Source organism: Kitasatospora sp. NPDC096077 (assembly GCF_040303245.1).
Lineage (GTDB): Bacteria > Actinomycetota > Actinomycetes > Streptomycetales > Streptomycetaceae > Kitasatospora.
The window spans coordinates 24,243-38,804 of sequence record NZ_JBEOSV010000057.1 but is presented as its reverse complement, the minus strand read 5'-3'; the positions used below and the strand labels follow the sequence as shown (position 1 = coordinate 38,804).

General features: G+C 73.6%; 13 protein-coding genes. 6 read left to right on the top strand and 7 right to left on the bottom strand.

Features of this window, described 5'->3' with window-relative positions:
- Positions 1 to 135: 135 nt before the first annotated feature.
- The 4 genes from ABTZ03_RS33465 (at position 136) to ABTZ03_RS33450 (ending at position 5,250) form a co-directional block, all read left to right on the top strand.
- Positions 136 to 1,146, top strand: coding sequence for a polyprenyl synthetase family protein (locus ABTZ03_RS33465; protein ID WP_350516913.1), 1,011 nt, complete (start codon positions 136 to 138; stop codon positions 1,144 to 1,146).
- A 160-nt stretch (positions 1,147 to 1,306) separates the two neighbouring features.
- Positions 1,307 to 1,969: a response regulator gene (locus ABTZ03_RS33460; protein WP_350516912.1), complete on the top strand. Its 663-nt coding sequence runs from the start codon at positions 1,307 to 1,309 to the stop codon at positions 1,967 to 1,969.
- Positions 1,970 to 2,185: 216 nt separating this feature from the next.
- Positions 2,186 to 4,183, top strand: a complete 1,998-nt coding sequence (locus tag ABTZ03_RS33455) for a 2-oxoacid:acceptor oxidoreductase subunit alpha (protein ID WP_502894664.1) — start codon at positions 2,186 to 2,188, stop codon at positions 4,181 to 4,183.
- Entirely contained in the window at positions 4,180 to 5,250 is a 1,071-nt protein-coding gene (locus ABTZ03_RS33450) for a 2-oxoacid:ferredoxin oxidoreductase subunit beta (RefSeq protein WP_350516910.1), read from the top strand. The genes ABTZ03_RS33455 and ABTZ03_RS33450 overlap by 4 nt, the downstream gene beginning before the upstream one ends.
- Positions 5,251 to 5,319: 69 nt before the next feature.
- Here ABTZ03_RS33450 and ABTZ03_RS33445 read toward each other — a convergent pair whose 3' ends face one another.
- The 3 genes from ABTZ03_RS33445 to ABTZ03_RS33435 all read right to left on the bottom strand — a co-directional run bounded on the left by ABTZ03_RS33445 (position 5,320) and on the right by ABTZ03_RS33435 (position 7,914).
- Positions 5,320 to 5,700, bottom strand: a complete 381-nt coding sequence (locus tag ABTZ03_RS33445; protein ID WP_350516909.1) for a VOC family protein — start codon at positions 5,698 to 5,700, stop codon at positions 5,320 to 5,322.
- 200 nt (positions 5,701 to 5,900) lie between these two features.
- Positions 5,901 to 7,568 carry an LCP family protein gene (locus ABTZ03_RS33440; protein WP_350516908.1) on the bottom strand — a complete coding sequence of 556 codons (1,668 nt, stop codon included), beginning with the start codon at positions 7,566 to 7,568 and terminating at the stop codon, positions 5,901 to 5,903.
- Positions 7,561 to 7,914 (bottom strand): DUF6542 domain-containing protein, encoded by a 354-nt coding sequence (locus ABTZ03_RS33435; protein WP_350516907.1) that lies wholly within the window; start codon positions 7,912 to 7,914, stop codon positions 7,561 to 7,563. The genes ABTZ03_RS33440 and ABTZ03_RS33435 overlap by 8 nt, the downstream gene beginning before the upstream one ends.
- Before the next feature lie 419 nt (positions 7,915 to 8,333).
- On the opposite strand from ABTZ03_RS33435, the gene ABTZ03_RS33430 reads away from it, so the two are divergent.
- On the top strand, positions 8,334 to 8,975 hold the full coding sequence (locus ABTZ03_RS33430; protein WP_350516906.1) for a TetR/AcrR family transcriptional regulator: 642 nt from the start codon (positions 8,334 to 8,336) through the stop codon (positions 8,973 to 8,975).
- A 59-nt stretch (positions 8,976 to 9,034) separates the two neighbouring features.
- Here the strand turns inward: ABTZ03_RS33430 and ABTZ03_RS33425 are convergent, their stop codons facing one another.
- Entirely contained in the window at positions 9,035 to 9,463 is a 429-nt protein-coding gene (locus ABTZ03_RS33425) for a hypothetical protein (RefSeq protein ID WP_350516905.1), read from the bottom strand.
- Here ABTZ03_RS33425 and ABTZ03_RS33420 point away from each other — a divergent pair.
- Positions 9,450 to 9,761 (top strand): hypothetical protein, encoded by a 312-nt coding sequence (locus ABTZ03_RS33420; protein ID WP_350516904.1) that lies wholly within the window; start codon positions 9,450 to 9,452, stop codon positions 9,759 to 9,761. The two genes, ABTZ03_RS33425 and ABTZ03_RS33420, sit on opposite strands and share 14 nt — an antisense overlap.
- A 267-nt stretch (positions 9,762 to 10,028) precedes the next feature.
- On the opposite strand, the gene ABTZ03_RS33415 is transcribed toward ABTZ03_RS33420, so the two are convergent.
- The 3 genes from ABTZ03_RS33415 to ABTZ03_RS33405 all read right to left on the bottom strand — a co-directional run bounded on the left by ABTZ03_RS33415 (position 10,029) and on the right by ABTZ03_RS33405 (position 14,486).
- Entirely contained in the window at positions 10,029 to 10,811 is a 783-nt protein-coding gene (locus ABTZ03_RS33415; protein ID WP_350516903.1) for a GNAT family N-acetyltransferase, read from the bottom strand.
- Between the two features lie 70 nt (positions 10,812 to 10,881).
- Positions 10,882 to 11,334, bottom strand: a complete 453-nt coding sequence (locus ABTZ03_RS33410; protein ID WP_350516902.1) for a CAP domain-containing protein — start codon at positions 11,332 to 11,334, stop codon at positions 10,882 to 10,884.
- Positions 11,335 to 11,567: 233 nt separating this feature from the next.
- Positions 11,568 to 14,486: an AfsR/SARP family transcriptional regulator gene (locus tag ABTZ03_RS33405; protein WP_350516901.1), complete on the bottom strand. Its 2,919-nt coding sequence runs from the start codon at positions 14,484 to 14,486 to the stop codon at positions 11,568 to 11,570.
- Positions 14,487 to 14,562: the final 76 nt, after the last annotated feature.

Below are 14,562 nucleotides of genomic sequence, written 5' to 3'. Positions count from 1 at the left end.
CTTCCGGCTCGGGCATGACGGGATCCGCACGCCCGTGCAGTGATCCACTCCCGACCGGATACCCTGCCTGTATGGCCAGCGGCGGCACTCAGGGACCAGGCCGCTAGATCGACCAGGGACAGAGGAGTGGTCTTCGTGACCGTCGTGGGACCCTTCGGGCTCGCCGTGCAGGACCGCGACCTGACCCGGGACGTCCAGGTCGGACTGGACGCGGTGGAGGCGGCGCTCTCCGAGGCCGTCAAGAGCGACGTCCCGTTCATCACCGTCACCGCCAGCCACCTGATCGAGGCCGGCGGCAAGCGCTTCCGTCCGCTGCTCCTGCTGCTGGCCGCCCAGTTCGGCGACCCGGGGGCGCCCGGGGTGGTGCCGGCCGCGGTGGTGGTGGAGCTGACCCACCTGGCCACGCTGTACCACGACGACGTGATGGACGAGGCCCCGGTCCGCCGCGGCGCGGAGAGCGCCAACTCCCGCTGGGACAACTCGGTGGCCATCCTCACCGGCGACTTCCTGTTCTCCCGCGCCTCCCAGGTGCTGGCCGACCTCGGCCCGGAGGCGGTGCGGATGCAGGCCGAGGCCTTCGAGCGGCTGGTCACCGGCCAGATCCTGGAGACCCGCGGCCCGGGCCCGGAGGGCGACCCGCTGCTGCACTACCTGGACGTGCTGGAGGGCAAGACCGGCTCGCTGATCGCGGTCTCCTGCCGGATAGGAGCGCTGGTGGCCGGCGCCGAGCCGTGGGTGGTGGACACCCTGGGCGAGTTCGGCGAGCGGATCGGCATCGCCTTCCAGCTGGCCGACGACGTGCTGGACGTGGCCAGCGACGGCCACGAGTCCGGCAAGACCCCCGGCACCGACCTGCGCGAGGGCGTGCCGACCCTGCCGACCCTGCTGGTGGAGCAGACCCCGGTCGACCCGTCCGACCCGGACGACGTCCGGCTGCGCGAACTGCTCGCCCAGGACCTCTCGGACGACGACCTGCACGCCGAGGCGCTGCGCCTGCTGCGCGCCCACCCCGCCCTGGAGCGGGCCCGCCGGGAGACCCTGCGGCACGCCGAGGAGGCCCGGGCGCTGCTGGCCCCGCTGCCGGACTGCGCGGCGAAGGCGGCCCTGGACGGGCTGTGCGACGCGGTGGCGATCCGCACCATGTGACCGCGCCCGCCGGGCGGCGCGGAACCGGTCGGCCACCGTCCGGCGGCGGCGAAGAGCCGGTCGGCCACCGTCCGGTGGTGATCCCGGGTTCGGCCCGCGGCGCCCGGCCGGGATGGGGGAGACTGACTCCCGTCAGCTCACGCCTGCCCGGAAGGTCGCCATGCGCCGCGTCGTCATCGCCGAGGACTCCGTACTGCTGCGGGAGGGTCTGACCCGGCTGCTCACCGACCGCGGGCTGGAGGTCGTGGCGGGCGTCGGGGACGGCGACGCCCTGGTGAAGACGATCCACGACCTGGCGGCCGCCGACGCCCTGCCGGACGTGGTGGTCTCGGACGTGCGGATGCCCCCGAGCCACACCGACGAGGGCCTGCGGGCCTGCGTGGAGCTGCGCGCCCGCTACCCGCAGCTGGGCGTGCTGGTGCTGTCGCAGTTCGTCGAGGAGCGGTACGCCTCCGAGCTGCTGGCCGGCTCCACCCGGGGCGTCGGCTACCTGTTGAAGGACCGGGTCGCCGAGGTGCGCGAGTTCGCCGACGCGGTGGTGCGGGTCGCCGAGGGCGGCACCGCGCTGGACCCGGAGGTGGTGCAGCAGTTGCTCAGCCGCAGCCGCAAGGGCGACGTTCTGGCCAATCTCACGCCGCGCGAGCGCGAGGTGCTCGGGCTGATGGCGGAGGGGCGCACCAACGCGGCGGTGGCCAAGCAGCTGGTGGTCTCCGACGGCGCGGTGGAGAAGCACGTCAGCAACATCTTCCTCAAGCTCGGGCTGGCCCAGAGCCCGGAGGACCACCGCAGGGTGCTCGCGGTGCTCACCTACCTCAACTCCTGACAGCCGTCCCACCGCCGCGAGGGCCGGAATGATCTCCGGCGCGGGCGCGTTGTGATGGTGTGGGGTACCCGCGTGGGCGGGTGAAATTCCGGCCGTGGTTCCCGTCGGAGTTCCCGGCGGGCCCGAGTTCGCGCGCATAGGATGCCACCGGTGCACCAGGCGGACGGGGCACGGGGCCGCGCCCGCGGTGGTGTGCCCACGAGGAGGTCCGCGGCAGTGACCAGTCAGGTCGATCAGTCAGAGGCAGTGGACGGGTCGGGCGACGACGAGGGTCGTACCGGCAGCGGTGCGGGACGCCCCGGAGCGGCCGACCCCGCCGGTCCGCTCGCCCCGGGCGGCCCACCGCAGCGGCGGGACAAGCCCGTTCGCAGACTCGACCGGGTGATCATCCGCTTCGCGGGCGACTCCGGTGACGGCATGCAGCTCACCGGTGACCGGTTCACCTCGGAGACGGCCGCGTTCGGCAACGACCTCTCCACCCTGCCGAACTTCCCGGCCGAGATCCGGGCCCCCGCCGGCACGCTGCCCGGGGTGTCGTCCTTCCAACTGCACTTCGCCGACCACGACATCCTCACCCCGGGCGACGCCCCGAACGTGCTGGTGGCGATGAACCCGGCCGCCCTGAAGGCGAACCTGCCGGACCTGCCGCGCGGCGCGGAGATCATCGTCAACACCGACGAGTTCACCAAGCGGGCGCTGGCCAAGGTCGGTTACCCGGCGGACCCGCTGGGTGACGGCTCGCTGGACGGCTTCCACCTGCACCGGGTGCCGCTGACCACGCTGACCCTGGAGGCGCTCAAGGAGAGCGGGCTGGCCCGCAAGGACGCCGAGCGGGCGAAGAACATGTTCGCGCTGGGGCTGCTGTCCTGGATGTACCACCGGCCGACCCAGGGCACCGAGGCCTTCCTGCGGAGCAAGTTCGCCAAGAAGCCGCAGATCGCCGAGGCGAACATCAGCGCCTTCCGGGCGGGCTGGAACTTCGGCGAGACCACCGAGACCTTCGCGGTCTCCTACGAGGTGGCGCCGGCCGCGCTGCCGCCCGGCCGCTACCGCAACATCTCCGGCAACCTGGCGCTGTCCTACGGGCTGATCGCCGCCGCCGAGCGCTCCGGACTGCCGCTGTACCTGGGCTCGTACCCGATCACCCCGGCCTCGGACATCCTGCACGAGCTGTCCCGGCACAAGAACTTCGGGGTGCGCACCTTCCAGGCCGAGGACGAGATCGCCGGCATCGGCGCGGCGCTCGGTGCGGCCTTCGGCGGGGCGCTGGGGGTGACCACCACCTCCGGTCCGGGCGTGGCGCTGAAGTCGGAGACGATCGGCCTGGCGGTCTCGCTGGAACTGCCGCTGCTGGTGGTGGACATCCAGCGCGGCGGCCCGTCCACCGGCCTGCCGACCAAGACCGAGCAGGCGGACCTGCTGCAGGCGATGTTCGGCCGCAACGGCGAGGCCCCGGTGCCGATCGTGGCCCCGGCCACGCCCGCCGAGTGCTTCGACGCCGCGCTGGAGGCGGCCCGGATCGCGGTCACCTACCGCACCCCGGTGTTCCTGCTCTCGGACGGCTACCTGGCGAACGGCTCGGAGCCCTGGCGGATCCCGGAGGTCGGTGAACTGCCGCTGATCGACCCGAAGTTCGCGACCGGCCCGAACTGGGAGGACGGTGCCTTCTGGCCGTACCTGCGGGACCCGCACACCCTGGCCCGGCCCTGGGCGGTGCCCGGCACGGCGGGCCTGGAGCACCGGATCGGCGGCATCGAGAAGCAGGACGGCACCGGGAACATCTCCTACGACCCGGCCAACCACGACCTGATGGTGCGCACCCGGCAGGCGAAGGTGGACGGCATCACGGTCCGGCCGGTCGAGGTGGACGACCCGACCGGCGACGCCCGGGTGCTGGTGCTCGGCTGGGGCTCGACCTACGGCCCGATCACCGCGGCGGTGCGCCGGGTGCGCGCGGACGGCGGCGAGGTCGCCCAGGCGCACCTGCGCAACCTCAACCCGTTCCCGGCCAACCTGGGCGCGGTGCTGCGCAGTTACGAGAAGGTCATCGTGCCGGAGATGAACCTGGGGCAGCTCGCGCTGCTGCTGCGGGCGAAGTACCTGGTGGACGCGGAGTCCTACAACCAGGTGCGCGGACTGCCGTTCAAGGCGGCGCAGTTGGCGGACGTGCTGTCGGCGGCGATCGGCAGCCTGGACGAGGAGGACCACCGATGAGCGACGTCGACTCCGCGGGGCGCGGCTTCCCGTCCCTGAAGCTGGTGCCGAAGGCCGAAGGGCCGCAGAGCGCCCGGGACTTCAAGACCGACCAGGAGGTGCGCTGGTGCCCCGGCTGCGGGGACTACGCGATCCTGGCGGCGGTGCAGTCCTTCATGCCGGAGCTCGGCATCCGGCGCGAGAACACGGTGTTCGTCTCCGGCATCGGCTGCTCCTCGCGCTTCCCGTACTACATGAACACCTACGGGGTGCACTCGATCCACGGCCGGGCGCCGGCCATCGCGACCGGGCTGGCCTCCTCCCGGCGGGACCTGAGCGTCTGGGTGGTGACCGGGGACGGCGACGCGCTGTCGATCGGCGGCAACCACCTGATCCACGCGCTGCGGCGGAACGTCAATCTGAAGATCCTGCTGTTCAACAACCGGATCTACGGCCTCACCAAGGGCCAGTACTCGCCGACCAGCGAGCTCGGCAAGATCACCAAGTCCACCCCGATGGGCTCGCTGGACGCGCCGTTCAACCCGCTGTCGCTGGCGATCGGCGCCGAGGCCTCCTTCGTGGCCCGCACCATCGACTCGGACCGCCAGCACCTCCAGTCGGTGCTGCGGGCGGCGGCCGAGCACGAGGGCACCGCGCTGGTGGAGATCTACCAGAACTGCAACATCTTCAACGACGGCGCCTTCGAGGTGCTCAAGGACGCCGGCACCCGGGACGAGGCGCTGATCCGGCTGGAGCACGGCAGGCCGATCCGCTTCGGCGCGGACGCGGCCGGCGGGGTCTTCCGCGGCCCGGCCGGCGAGCTGTTCACCGCCCCGGTCACCGCGGAGAACGAGGCGCGGCTGCTGGTCCACGACGCCCATGCGGACAGCCCGGCCACGGCCTTCGCGCTGACCCGGATCGCCGACGCGGACACCCTGCACCACACCCCGATCGGGGTGCTGCGCGACGTCCGGCGGGCGGTCTACGACGAGTTGATGGAGAGCCAGTTGGCCACCGCGGCCGCCCACCGCGGGCCGGGCGACCTGGCGACGCTGCTGGCGGGCAACGACACCTGGACGGTGGGCTGACCGTTCCGGCCGCGCGCCGAGGCGCCCCCGTCCGCTCACCGGACGGGGGCGCCTCCGCGTCCGCGGGAGCTACTGCTGCACCCACTCGACCAGCTCGACCAGGACCCCGTTCGGGTCGGTGACCTGGAACAGCCGCTCGCCCCACGGCTCCTCGCGCAGCGGCAGGGTGATCGCGACCCCCTCGGCGCGCAGCCGCTGCTGCTCGGCGGCCGCGTCCTCGACGGTGAAGGCCAGGATCACCCCGTCCGCGACGCGGTCCCGCTGCTCCTCGGGCAGCACCTCCAGTCCGCGCCGCAGGTAGACGACGTCGACCCCGCCGCCGGGGTGGCCGAGCGAGACGAAGCCGTCGGCGGACATCCGCTCGGTGTAGCCGAAGTGCCGCTGGAGGAAGGCGGCGGAGGCCTCGGTGGACTCGACGGTCAGGGCGACGGCGGTGCTGGTGATCTGCATGGAGGGGTCCTCTCGGCACGGCGGACACGGCTGCGGACATGCGGGGGCGCACTGCGGACAGTTATTCCGTACGAAGTACACTATACATAGTACGGAGAAACTCGCCAGGGGTCGGCACGGGTCGGCCGCGGACGGAAGTTTGGGAAAGACTTGAGGGAGGCCCCCGGTGGGGACCTCCCTCACGTGTGGTGCGGGTCTCGTCAGTAGACGCAGGGGATGCCGCCGTCGGAGGTGGCGTCGACGCTCGGGCCCTGCTTGGCGATGTTGGCGGTCGGGTCGGTCGGGGCCTGCGAGGCGCCGGCCGCCGGGGTGGTGGGCTTGTCGCCGGTGGAGCCGGTGAAGGAGGTGCCGAGCGTGACCACCACGTGGTCGGCACCGGCCGAGACGGACTCGGTGGCGGTGACGCCGTAGCGGGCGGCGATCTGGTCGGCGGCGTCCTTGGCGCCCCTGCCGTAGGTCACGGTGGTGGTCTTCGGCCTGGAGGCCGCGGGGAGGACCTTGCCCTCCTTGAAGCCCATCGCTACGAGGGCCTTGGCCTCGGTCTCGGCGCCACCGTTGACCTTGGAGGCGTTGTAGACGTCCACGGTGGCGGGTGAGGCGGCCTTGGCGGGAGGTGTCGTCGGCGCCTGGGCCGGGGTCGACTCGGCTGCCGTGGAGGGCTGAGCGCTGCTTCCCGGGTCGGCGGGGGCGGGGGCCGCGTCGGCGCCGCCGAAGACCTGCTTGACGATCTTCTGGACCTGGCCCGTGTCGACGATGTTGACGTCCTGGCCGTTGACCTTCCTGAGGTCGGCGACGGGGAGGGTGTTGAACTCCACGTTGCCGCCGGTGAGCGCGGGGGCCTGCTGGGCGAAGTCCAGCACGTTCCACTCGTTGTCGATCACCAGGTCCTTCTGGACGACCCCGAACAGGTCCTTGAGCTTGCCCAGGTCGCTGATCATGCCGTCCTGCTTGAGCTTGTGCGTGACGGAGGAGATGAAGGCCTGCTGGCGGTGGGTGCGGGCGAAGTCGCCGCTGTTCCCGTCGGGACCGTCCAGGTTGTGGCGCTGGCGGACGAAGGCGAGGGCCTGGGAGGCGTTGAGGGTGTTGATGCCCTTCTTGAAGTCGGCGCCGGAGCCCTGGCCCTCCATGGCCGGGTCCTTGGTGTCGTGGGTCAGGCAGACCTGGATCGGCTCGACGGCCTTGGCGATGTCGTAGAAGCCCATCAGGTTGACCTCGGCCACGTGGTCGACCGGCTGGTTCACGAAGGTCTGGACGGTGCGGATGGTGGCCGCGCGGCCCGCGTCGCGGCCGGCCTTCTCCAGGTCCGCGCCCTTGAGGCCCTTGGCCTTGGCACTGCGGTTGAAGGCGTCCTTGGCGTTGCCGTAGGCCTCCTTGATCTTGTGCATGCCCTGCTGGGAGCCGTCCCCGTTGTAGGTCATGACGTAGTCGTCGCGGGGGATGGAGACCGCCTGCACCTTGCCGCCGTTGGCCGGTATGTGCAGCAGGATCAGGGAGTTGGTGTTGTAACCGCCGATGTCCGAGCTGTGGCCGGCGTGCAGTTCGTCCTGGACGAACTCGGGCGGCAGGTCGGAGCCGTCCATGTTCTTGCGGCTGTCCAGGCCGATCAGCAGCAGGTTGACCGAGTTGTCCAGGTGCTTGGGGGCGTCCTTCTTGGTCTCCGCGATCGCGTTGGACGTGGTCATCCCGTCCGTGAGCGAGGTGTACTCGTACCAGACCACACCACTGGAGACGAACACCGCGAAGCCGACCGTGGTGGCGACCACCCGGCCGGCGATCAGCAGCGGGGAGCTGCGGCGGCCCGCCGGGGCCTCCGCGGCCTTGCGGGCGGAAGCCCGGCCACCCTCCTGCCGCTCACGCTCGTCAGCCATGCTGCTGCCTCCTCCGGTCCCGGATCACCCGGACCACGATCACCACCAGCGCCGCCGCGGCGGCCTGCGCCATCACCGGGAAGCCCTGGACGACCCACTTCGCGGAGCCCGTCGCCAGTTTGCTGCCCTGGTACTTCTCAGTGTTCGCCGAGAATTCGACGACGGCCGTCGCACCGAGCACCACCAGCGGCGAGGCGGCGACCACCCACCACCAGCCGCGGCGGGTGCAGAGCGCGGCCGCCAGGCCGGTGCCGAGCGCCGCGCAGAGCGCGAAGGCCAGGCCCATGCCCGGCCCGGAGAGCTCGTCGATCACCGCGCCGACCAGCGGCAGGCCCACGGCCACCACCGCCGGCAGGGCCGGACCGCCGGAGAAGGGACGTTCGGGGCCGGTGGGCCGGCTCGCCGCCCGCCGTCGTGAACCCTGGTCGGACGACCGACCTCGCTGCCCCGCCACTCACTCACCCCCGGGTGTTCCCGTGCTAGGCGCGCCACCTCGGCGCTGCGCCGGCCTGCTGTGGGAAAGCGGAGACGGCGCTGCCAGTACGGGACGCTGGTGTTCGGCCGGCCGGTTCCCGTTCTCGGTTTCCCGCTACTGCTCGGGGGCAGGCACGTTTTCGGATTTGCTCTACAGAGGTGTAGAGATCGTACGCAGCATAGAGCACGCCTGTTCGGTGGCAAGTCCGCTTGTGAACGGGGCCTGCATACACTACACCGGGCAGTTTCTGAGAGGGTCGGCGGGTCCGCCGACGGAGAAGGAGGAGGGTCGTGGCGACCACGGGCGGAGCGGGACGGCCGGAGAAGCGCAAGGCGATCACCCGGGCCGCGACCACGGTGTTCGGGCGGGAGGGCTACGTCCGGGCCAGCATGGACGCGATCGCGGCCGAGGCCGGGGTGTCCAAGCGCACGGTCTACAACCACTTCGCCGACAAGGAGACCCTCTTCCTGTCGGTGGCACTCCAGAACTCCGCCGAACTCACCGAACGCATCCGTGAGTTGATGGCCGAGCACCTGGACCGGGTGGTGGACCTGCGGCGCGACCTGGCCGGGTTCGCGGTCGAGCGGGCCGAGGCGGTGCTCTCCGCGGGCGAGCACGGGGCACTCGGCCGGGCCATCCGCGCCGAGGTGGCCAACATCCCGGCGGACGTCCTGGAGGCCTGGCTGGAGGCCGGTCCGGTGGCCTCCCAACGCGACCTCGCGGAGCGCTTCGCGGCGCTCACCGGCAGCGGGCGGCTGGCCGCGGCCGACCCGGAGCTCGCCGCCGAGCAGTTCACCCTGCTGACCTTCCACGGCGTGGCCGAACGCTCCTTCTGGGGCGCCCTGCCGGTGGCCGGCGAGGAGGTCCGGCGGATCGCGGCGGAGGGCGTGGAGGCCTTCCTGAAGATCTACGGCCCGCCCGCCGCGGGCTGACCGGGGCGGCCGGACGGGCGGGACGGCACCGGGCCGCCCCGCCCGCCGACCGGCGCGGGTCACTTCCAGTTGACGCCCTTGCCCAGGGTGTACGGCTCGCCCCAGTACTCGGCGCCGGTCACCTTGGTCGCCTGCGGGGCCAGGGCCAGCACGCAGGAGGTGATCGACTGGCCGTTGGTGAAGCCCTTCGGGAAGGACGGGTGCGGGCACTTGTCGAAGGTGCCGATCAGCATCACCTCGCTGGCCTCCGAGCCGTCCGGCAGGAGGCCCTTCACCTGGGTCAGGCTGGCGAAGGACAGGTCGGTGCCGCCGGTGTTGGTGACCTTGAAGTTGACGTAGTACGGGACCATGCCCGCGGCCTTGTCGCCCAGCTTCAGCGGGGTGAGGTCGGCCGGGTCGCCCTTGTCGATCGAGGTGACCGCGAGCGAGACGGTGCCCTTGGTGCTGCCCGAGCTGAACGGGATGGTGGCGGCGGTGCCGATCTTCACCGTGCTGCCGGGGGCCGCGGTCGGACCGGACTGGGCCGGGGCCCCGCCGGTGGTGCCGCCCGTCGCCCCGCCCGTCGCCCCGCCGTCGGCCGCGGAGGTCGGCGCGGCCGCCGTGATGGAGGAGGCCGGGGTGCTCGGCGCGGCCGAGGACACGGCCGGCGGCTGGGTGGCCGGCGGGGTCTTCGCGGTGTCCGACGACGCGGCGTCGTCGTTGCAGGCGGTCATGGTGAGCGCGCTGATCACGGCCAGCCCGGCCACGGCCATGGTGCTGCGGCTGGTGCGGATGGTCTTCAAGTGACGTCCCCCGTCAGGTGTGTCTGCTGGGACCACCGTGGCGGCGGTCCTCCTGAGGGACGTTCATAGCGCAGTGGGAAACCGGGACGCCAGATTTTTGATGCCGTCTTGACCGGGCCGTGACGAGTCCCACGCGACTCCGTGACAAGGGATGCCGAGTCGTGATCACACGTACCCGAACCGCCTCCCACCTGGGTCGATGGCCGCCGTGCGATTCTGTTCGCCGGGACCGGGGCGGTGCGGCGCCGTGCTCCGACGGCCCCGGGCGGCCTCAGACGGCCCGGAGCACCAGCTCGTTGTACGTCAGGACGGTGCTGAAGCCGAGCCGCTCGTAGAGCCGGATCGCCGGGGCGTTGTCGGTGCGGACGTGCAGGCCCAGGTGGTCGGTGGTCGGGCCGAGCCGGCGGCACAGCGCGGTGACGCAGCTGCGGGCCAGGCCCCGGCCGCGGGCGTCGGGGTGGGTGACCACGTTGCCGAGCACCGTGACCCGGTGGGCGGGGGAGTGCACGTGCACCCCGGCGACGGCCACCAGCCGGCCCGCCTCCCGGACGCCGACGTAGCCGCCGGCCGCGAGCAGCCGCCGGTCGAACCAGGACTCGGGGTAGCCCGCGGCCAGCAGGGCCCGCAGGGCGTCCAGGTCGGAGAGGTCCAAGGGTCCGACCTGGTGCGGGAGTTCGGTCGGCAGGCGCCCGGTGTCCGGCAGGATCATCCGCAGCAGCGGGGTGCGGCGCTCGACGGCGTAGTCGGGGGCGAGGGCCCGCTCGGCGCCGTCCGGGAGGCCGGCGGTGAAGCGGCGCGGCAGGAAGGGGCGCATCGCGTCCAGCAGTTCCGCCAGCGCGGCCCGGCCGGCCTCCCGGACGAAGGCGAGCAGGACGGGGGTGTCGCCGCCGCTGTAGAGCAGGGCGACCGGGCCGTGGTCGGGATCCGCCGTGTACCAGGCGGTGTTGGGCCACAGGGTGTCGTCGAGGTCGCCGAGTTCGAACAGGTGCAGGGCCGGGTCGGTGCGGAACCGTTCGGCGAGTGCGGCGCGGTCGTGCAGGCTGATCAGGGGCACGGTTGTGAGGATAGGCCCGGGCGGCGGCTCCGTGCCGAGCCGCCGACCGGGAGTGCGGGGGGCCGCCGGGTCAGACCTGGCCGAGGGTCAGCACGCAGCGCCCCGGGGCGCCGCCGCCGGCGGGCGCGTAGCCGAGGCCGAGGTGGGTGAAGCGTCCGTCGAGCAGGACGGCGCGGTGCGCGTCGCTGTGCATCCACTGCTGCATGGCCTGCGGCACGCTGTCGGCCGGGGCGACGAGTTCGGCGGCGAAGCGGAAGGCGAAGCCGGCCGCGCGGACCCGGCGCCACGGGCTGCTGCCGTCGGTGCCGTCCTGCTGGAGGAGGTCGTGGACGGCGAGGTCGGCGGCGTGCCGTTGGGCGGCCCGGTCCAGTCGGGCGTCCGGGTGCAGCGGCCGGGCGCCGGCGTGGACCCGCCGGAAGTTGGCGGAGATCAGCATCTCGGTGCGGAGGTCGACGTCGGTGGCCGGACCGCCGGTGGTGGCGGGGGCGTCCGGCCCCCGGCCGGTGCTGATGAGCGTGGTCATGGGGTGCGCTTCTCCTCTCGGGCCCCGGATCGTCCGGGGACGGCCCCGGGCCGCGGGGGCTGCGGTCCGGGGCCGGACGGGAGGAACGCTGCCGCAGCGCGGTAGACGGCCGGTCAACGCGTGCGGCCGGACCTCCGGTCAACGCGCGCGACCGAGGCGCCGGTTGACGCGCGCGACCGAGGCGCCGGTTGACGCGTGCGGCCGAGGCGCCGGTTGACGCGCGTAGCCGGTGGTCAGCCGAGTTCGGCGAGCTGCCCCTCGACCTGGGTCGCGTCCTCGGTGAGCCCGAGCCGCCGGTACACCTCCAGCGCCTCGGTGAGCAGCGCCCGGGCCCGGCGCGGGCGGCCGAGGCCGGTGAGCGCGGTGCCGAGGGTGCGCAGCAGGGCGGCCTCCAGGGCGGCGCTGGTGCGCCGGGCCTGCGGCAGGACGGCCTCGGCGAGGTCGGCGGCGAGCAGCCAGCGGCGTGCCTCGGCGTGGATCCGGGCGGCGAGGTCCCCGGCGGCGGCCTCGAACACGGTGACCTGGAGGGTGGCGAACTCCTCCCGGGCGCCGAGCGCGTGGGCGAGGGCGGTCTCCGGGTCGCCGCACAGCCGCAGCACCCGGGCGAGGTAGTAGCGGCCGATCGCGGCGGAGACCGGTCCGGAGTCGGTCATCAGCTCGGCGCTGCGTTCGGCGGCGTCCCGGGCCTCGGTGAGCCGTCCGGTCTGGGCAGCGCTGAACGCGAACTCGCCGAGCGCGCTGCCCTCGGCGCGTCGGGCGCCGAGGCGGTGGAACAGCTCGGCGGCGCGGCTGGCGTGTTCGGCGGCCTCGGCGTAGCGGCCGTTGATCCGGGCGTTGCCGCCGAGGTTGATCAGGGCCTTGGCGAGCACCCGTTCGGTGCGCGGGTCGGTGCACAGGTCGACGGCCCGGCGGATCTCCGCCTCGGACTCGGTGTAGCGGTTGATGTGCCAGAGCATGGTGCCGCGCAGGTAGCGGGCGAGGGCGAGCGGGCCGCGTTCGCCGCGGGCCTCGGCCTCCTCGGCGAGCCGGCCGGCCAGGTCGACGATGACGCCGGTCAGGTCGCGTTCGGCGAGCACGGCGCCCATCCGGTCGGCGAGTTCGGCGGCGCGGTCGAGCGGCAGGTCCGGGTCGGCGCAGCTGAGGGCGATGGCGGCGGCGTGGGCCTCGGCCTGGTCGCGCATCCAGCGGACCGCCGCGGCGCCGTCCGGGATCCGCCGGCCGGTGGCGGTGACGGGTGCGTCGAGCAGGCTGATCTCGGCGTCCTCGGCCTTGCGGGCGGCCCGGTCGGCGTTGCGGGCGGTGGCGAGGCAGAAGTCGATGAACCGGTCGGCGGCGGCGGTGCGTTCGGCGGGGTGCTCCTCGGCGGCGAGCCGGCCGCGGGCGTAGTCGCGGACGAGGTCGTGGAAGCCGTAGCGGCCGAACCGGGGGGAGTGCACCAGGTTGAGGTCGACGAGGGTTTCGAGGAGCCGGTCGGCCTCGTCCTCGGTGCGGCCGAGCAGCGCGGCGGCGCAGGGCAGTGGCAGGTCGGGGGCCTCGGGGAGGGAGAGCAGCCGGAAGGCGCGGGCGAGTTCCGGGTCGAGGCGGTGGTAGGAGAGGGCGAAGGTGGCCTCCACGGTCCGTTCGCCGTCGCTGAGTTCGGCGAGGCGGTGTTCGTGGCGGAGTCCTTCGGCGAGCCCGGCCAGGGTGAGCGCGGGGTCGGCGGCGAGCCGGGAGGCGGCGATCCGGACGGCGAGCGGCAGCAGTCCGCAGGCCCGGACGACCTCGTCGGCGGCCTCCGGTTCGGCGGCGACGCGTTCGGCGCCGACGATCCGGGTGAGCAGTTCCAGGGCCTCGGCGGGCGGCAGGGTGTCCAGTCGCAGGTGGTGGGCGCCGGAGAGGCCGGTGAGCCGCAGCCGGCTGGTGATCAGGACGGCGCAGCCGGCCGCGCCGGGCAGCAGCGGTTCGACGTGTTCGGGGGTGGCGGCGTTGTCGAGGACGACCAGGACGCGGCGTCCGGCGAGGGCGGAGCGGTAGAGGGCGCTGCGTTCGCCGGTGTCCGGCGGGATCTCGTCGGGGGCGATGCCGAGGGCGCGCAGGAAGCCGGACAGCACGGCGCCGGGGTCGGTCGGGGTGCGGTCGGCGCCGCGCAGGTCGGCGAAGAGCTGTCCGTCGGGGAAGCGGTCGCGGACCTGCCGGGCGAGGTGCACGGCGAGGGTGGTCTTGCCGACGCCGCCCATGCCGTCCAGGGCGGAGACCACCACGGCGCGGCCGCCGGCGCCGCCGAGCTGGTCGGCGAGGGCGCCGAGTTCCTCGGTGCGGCCGGTGAAGTCGGGCAGTCCGCCGGGCAGCTGGTCGGGGGCCTGCCAGGTGTCGGCGGCGGGTTCGGGTTCGGCCCTGGGCGGCAGCAGGGTGGCGTCCTCGCGCAGGATGCGCAGCTGGAGCCGGGCGGGTCCGGGCTGGTCGGCGGGCAGGGTGGGGCGGGCGTCCTCGTAGACGGCGAGCGCCTCGGCCTTGCGGCCGGCCTGGTAGAGGGCGTGCATCAGGACGGCGGTGAGCCGGGGGCGGCCGGGGTGCTCCAGGGCGAGGGCGGCGGCCTCGGCGGTCAGGTCGGTGCGGTCGCCGAGTTCGGCGTCCAGTTCGAGCTGGGTTTCCTTGGCCGATATCCGCTGTTCGGCGAGCCGGGCGCGGAGGGCCTCGGCGTGCGGGCCGGGGAGTCCGGCGAGGGGTTCGCCGGTCCACAGCCGCTGGGCGCGGAGCAGCACCTCCCGGACGTCCTGCGCGGGCGTGTCCGTCCGGCGCAGTTCCTCGGCCTCGGTGAGCAGGGCCTGCCAGGCGTGGGCGTCGACCTCGGCCCCGGGCACCCGCAGCGCGTAGCCGTCGCCGACCCGGACCAGCGGCATCCGCTCCGGGTCGTCCCCGGCGTAGGGGCGGAACGCGGTGCGCAGCCGGGAGACGGCGAGTTGGACGGCCTTGCGGGGGTCGGCGGGCGCGGCTCCGCCCCACACCCCCTCGACCAGCACCGGGACGGCGGCGGTGCGGCCGGCGGCGTCCAGCAGTACGGCGAGCACGGCGCGCTGCTGCGGCCGGCCCAGTTCCAGTTCCTGTTCGCGGTACCAGGCCCGCAGCGGGCCCAGCAGTCCGAAGCGCAGCCCGGCGCCCCCCGTGTCAGTCATGTCCCGTCCTGAAAGTCGTCCTTGCGCCGGTATCCCGCCACTTCCGTCCCGGCAGCGGCGCCCCTGTCTTCCGGCG